Annotated in this window: 6 protein-coding genes; 3 read left to right on the top strand and 3 right to left on the bottom strand. The window is 67.8% G+C overall.

Annotated elements, in window-relative coordinates:
- A partial coding sequence (locus LBC97_14840; protein ID MDR2567308.1) for a trehalose-6-phosphate synthase occupies positions 1–366 on the bottom strand: 366 nt, incomplete at its 3' end.
- Between the two features lie 235 nt (positions 367–601).
- On the opposite strand from LBC97_14840, the gene LBC97_14835 reads away from it, so the two are divergent.
- On the top strand, positions 602–1,195 hold the full coding sequence (locus LBC97_14835; protein ID MDR2567307.1) for a hypothetical protein: 594 nt from the start codon (positions 602–604) through the stop codon (positions 1,193–1,195).
- Positions 1,196–1,241: 46 nt separating this feature from the next.
- Here the strand turns inward: LBC97_14835 and LBC97_14830 are convergent, their stop codons facing one another.
- Positions 1,242–1,934, bottom strand: a complete 693-nt coding sequence (locus LBC97_14830; protein MDR2567306.1) for a TrkA family potassium uptake protein — start codon at positions 1,932–1,934, stop codon at positions 1,242–1,244.
- A gap of 148 nt (positions 1,935–2,082) precedes the next feature.
- Entirely contained in the window at positions 2,083–3,459 is a 1,377-nt protein-coding gene (locus tag LBC97_14825; protein ID MDR2567305.1) for a TrkH family potassium uptake protein, read from the bottom strand.
- A gap of 70 nt (positions 3,460–3,529) precedes the next feature.
- Here LBC97_14825 and LBC97_14820 point away from each other — a divergent pair, with 70 nt between their 5' ends.
- Positions 3,530–3,736 (top strand): helix-turn-helix domain-containing protein, encoded by a 207-nt coding sequence (locus tag LBC97_14820; GenBank protein ID MDR2567304.1) that lies wholly within the window; start codon positions 3,530–3,532, stop codon positions 3,734–3,736.
- 123 nt (positions 3,737–3,859) lie between these two features.
- Positions 3,860–3,958, top strand: coding sequence for an AURKAIP1/COX24 domain-containing protein (locus LBC97_14815; protein ID MDR2567303.1), 99 nt, complete (start codon positions 3,860–3,862; stop codon positions 3,956–3,958).
- The last annotated feature ends 10 nt before the right edge of the window (positions 3,959–3,968 follow it).

The raw sequence follows: 3,968 nt of genomic DNA, 5'->3' as shown, positions 1-3,968 counted from the left end.
GAACTTGAAGTTGACCGCGCGGTACGCCTCGTGCCACTCCCGGTGGTACTCCGGCGGCGTTATGACGTCGTGGTACAGCGGCCACAGCGTCGCGTTGGAAAAGCCCTCGTAGTAGTCGGCGATCTCCTGGGCTGTGAGCGCCACGGGGATTGACCAGATCCCGTCAAGCAGGACCGGTTCGAACGAGAAGTCGGGGGTGCCCGGCCAGCCGACCCACGCCGCCGAGCGTTCGCTCAGCACCGGCTCCAGCGCCGTCACCAGCCCGCCCGGCGACCGTTTGAACGTCACCCCGCCGTCCTCGGCCCGCGCCGCGTCCACGGGGAGGCGATTGGACACAACGACCAACTCGGACAATGTGGCGGTCATGTGGCCTCTCCTAGTCATATCCGGGGCAACTGAATGGTAATGATAGTGCAAAGCTCGGTTCGGTGGCCGCGCCGCCGTCCGCAGGGGGCCGCCGACGGACGGCGCACGATGCCGTCCGCCCGCCCGCCAAACCGCCCGCCGGTCCGAAATCGCGACCTACCGCGCCCGGTTTGGCCTGCGAGGCGCGATACCTTCTAAGGTGTGGTGGAACGCCCGAAACTGGAAGGTAGCCCTCATGAATGACGAGGAAGCGACGGTCCGCCACTCTGCGGACGCGACTCCGCAATCGAGAACTTGGCTTTGGGCGTCGATCCTGGCCGTGATGATGATGGTGGCGGCGGCGTTGCTGTACATCTTTGTGGTGCGGGAAAAGGACGCGGGGGCGCGGCCGCAGCCGACTATCACCGTGACGTACACGGCATCGCCGCCGGCGCCGAAAATCTCGCCTTCCCCGCGTGAGCCGGGCACCGAGTTCTACGACCGGATCCCGTCCGTGCTGGGAACCTACGTTCTGACCGCCACCGGGGAAAACCCCGATTGGGAGGCGCTGGGGGCGTTCGACTCTTACACGCTGACCTACTCCGATGGCGACCAGGAGACCACTTTGTTGGCCGGCCAATGGCGGACCGACGAGGCCGCGGCCGAGGCCTTCGCCTCGCTGGGCGGCCCGGCCGCCTGGCCTGGCGCGGACGTGGACCTGGCGTCGAAGGAATGCCCGCAACCGCCCGCGGAGGACGTGAAGGCGATTTGGGTGAACCGCACCGCCGTGTTCCAGGTCGACGCGCCGGCGGGCGGCGCGGGCCAGCTGTTCTGCCTCATGCCCATGTAGGGGCCGGAGGGGCGGCCCGGTCCGGGTCCGTTTTTCAGGGGCCTGTTCAGGGGCGGGCGGCGAAGCGGTCCAGCAGCGTGGTGTTGCCGGAGACTATGAGGAGGTCCTGGCGGGAGACGCGCGTGTCGTCGGTGGCGTATTCAAACTCCTGGCCTGGGGATTTGACGCCGATCACGGTCACGCCGTACTTCTTCAGCACTTGCGACTGCCCCAGGGTGAACCCGATCATCTCCTTGGGCGGGTGCATCTTGACGATGGTGAACCCGTCCTCGAACTCGATGTAGTCGAGCAGCCGGCCGGAGACCAGGTGGGCCACGCGCTCGCCGGCGTCCGCCTCCGGCAGGATGACCTGGCTTGCGCCGATCCGGCGCAGGATGCGGGCGTGTTCGGAGGAGGTGGCTTTGGCCCAGACCTGGTTCAACCCCAGGTCGACCAGGTTGGAGGTGATCAGCACGGAGGCTTCTAGAGCCGTGCCCACCCCGACCACCGCGATGGGGAAGTCGCGCGCGCCCAGTTGCTCCAACGCCTCCGGGTCCGTGCAGTCGGCCTCGACCAGCGGCAGGCGGCCGGACCAGCGCCGGATCACCTCGGGGTCCTTTTCGACGGCCAGGACCTCCCGGCCCAGCCGGTCCACGGTCAATGCCAGGCGCGAGCCGAACCGTCCCATGCCGATCACAAGCACGGCCCCGTCCGTCGGCAGGGGCGCGTCTGAGCCGGTCGATGATCCCTTGCGGTCCATCAGTCTTGGTCCTTTCTGTCTGTCCTGATCCGTTTTCGTTAGTTTCCGTTGGTCTTCGTCTCGGTTCGCCTGTGCCGACCGCATGCCCTGCGCCGGCCGCCCCGCCCACCCTGCCGGCCCCGCCCGCATGGCCGCACGGGGGCGCGGCCTAGCCGACTATGGGCCGCTCCTCCGGCAACCGGATGACGCGCCGGCGGTTGGTCATGGCCACCGAGGTGGCTATCGTCATGGTTCCGAGCCGGCCAGTCAACATCAACGCCGCCAGTGTCAGCTTTCCGACCGGCGGCAGCGTGCCCGCCAGCCCGGTTGACAACCCGCAGGTGGCGAACGCGGAGATGCATTCGAACAGGATCCTGGTCAGTGGCGCCTCGGAGACCAGGCTGAGGATCAGGGCGCCGGTGAAGACGAACATGACCGAGGCGACGGCCACCGTGACGGCCACCCGCAGGATTGACGGTTCGATCCGCCGGCCGAAGGCCTCCATGTCGCGGTCGCCCCGCGCCTCAGCCCTGATCGCCAGCAGCATCACCGCCAGGGTGGTGACTTTGATGCCCCCAGCGGTCGAGGCGGACCCGCCGCCCACAAACATCAGCGCGTCCTGGAGCAGCGTGGTGGCCGGGTGTTGGTCCGCCACGGAGTACGTGGAAAAGCCGCCGGACCGGGTCATGACGCTGGCGAAGAGGGTCTCCAGCAGGGTAGGGCCGAGCGGTTGACCGCCCAGCGTGCGCGGGTTGTTCCATTCGATCGCGGTGAAGGCGACCCAGGCGACCCCGAGCAGCGCCAGGCAAAAGCTGATGGTCAGCTTCGAGTGCAGGGCCAACTGGGACGGGTGGCGCCAATGCCTGGTCAGGTCCAAGATGACCGGGAAGCCCAGAGAGCCGGCGAACACCGCCGTCATGATGGGCGCCAGCACCCACCAATCGGACGCGAAGGCGTCCAGCCCTTGGATGGTCGGGACGAAACCGGCGTTGTTGAAGGCGGAGACCCCGTAGAACAGCCCGTGCCACAGCGCGGCCCCGGCGCTTTCCCCGGCCAGGATGAAACGCGGCGTCAGGATGGCCATCAGGAGCAGTTCGGCCGCCACGGAGATGACCGCGACGGCCCGCACCAGGACGCCGACTTCCCCCAGCCGGGAGGTGCCGGTTTCCGATGCCGTCAACAGCTTTGAGCGCAAACCGAGCCGTCGGGAGGCCGCGAAGGACAGCATCGAGCCCAACGTCATCACGCCCAGGCCGCCCACTTGCATGCCGGCCACTATCACCACCTGGCCGAATGCGGACCAGTATTCGGCGGTGGGCACGGTGGTCAGCCCGGTCACGCAGACGGCGGAGGTGGCGGTGAAGACCGCGTCGACAAGGTTCGGCGAATAGGGTCCGGCCCGGGCGGTCGGGAGGCAGAGCAGTGCGGCGACCACCAGGATGACCAGCATGAAGGTGGCCACGGCCAGGCGGGCGGGGGTGGTGTGGGCCAGGCGCTCTCCGAACGAGCGCGCTGGCGCGCCGCCGCTTGGCACAGCTTCCCGCATGGGTTCACACTACTAACAACGGTCACTACAGTGGTCATTGGCAACACCACTCACTTCAGAAAGCGCAGCTATGGATTCGAAGCCGGCGTTCTTGACCGTGTCTGAGGTCGCGGAGACCCTTCGCGTGTCGGACATGACCATCTACCGCCTGATCGCGGCCGGCGAACTCCGCGCGCTCAAAGTGGGGCGGTCCTACCGCATCCCCGCCGAGGCGCTGGCCGAGTGGCTCCGGGACGAGGCGCGCTGGGAGGCGGGGCCGACGGCCCAACGGGCCTGACCGCGGCCGGGAGGTCAGACGGGGCTGCGCGGCCCGCACGCCGCGCGATAAGATGCTAAGCCGGTGTCTCCGCCCCAGGCGAAGACCCCAGGCTTTTGGCAACGACAGAACTGTGAGGACCGTATGGGGTCGGTAATTAAGAAGCGCCGCAAGCGGATGGCGAAGAAGAAGCACCGCAAGTTGCTGCGCAAGACCCGGCATCAGCGGCGCAACAAGAAGTAGCCGCGCCTCA

This window comes from Bifidobacteriaceae bacterium, assembly GCA_031281585.1.
Taxonomy (GTDB): Bacteria; Actinomycetota; Actinomycetes; order Actinomycetales; family WQXJ01; genus JAIRTF01.
This window is presented reverse-complemented; position numbering and strand designations above follow the sequence as displayed.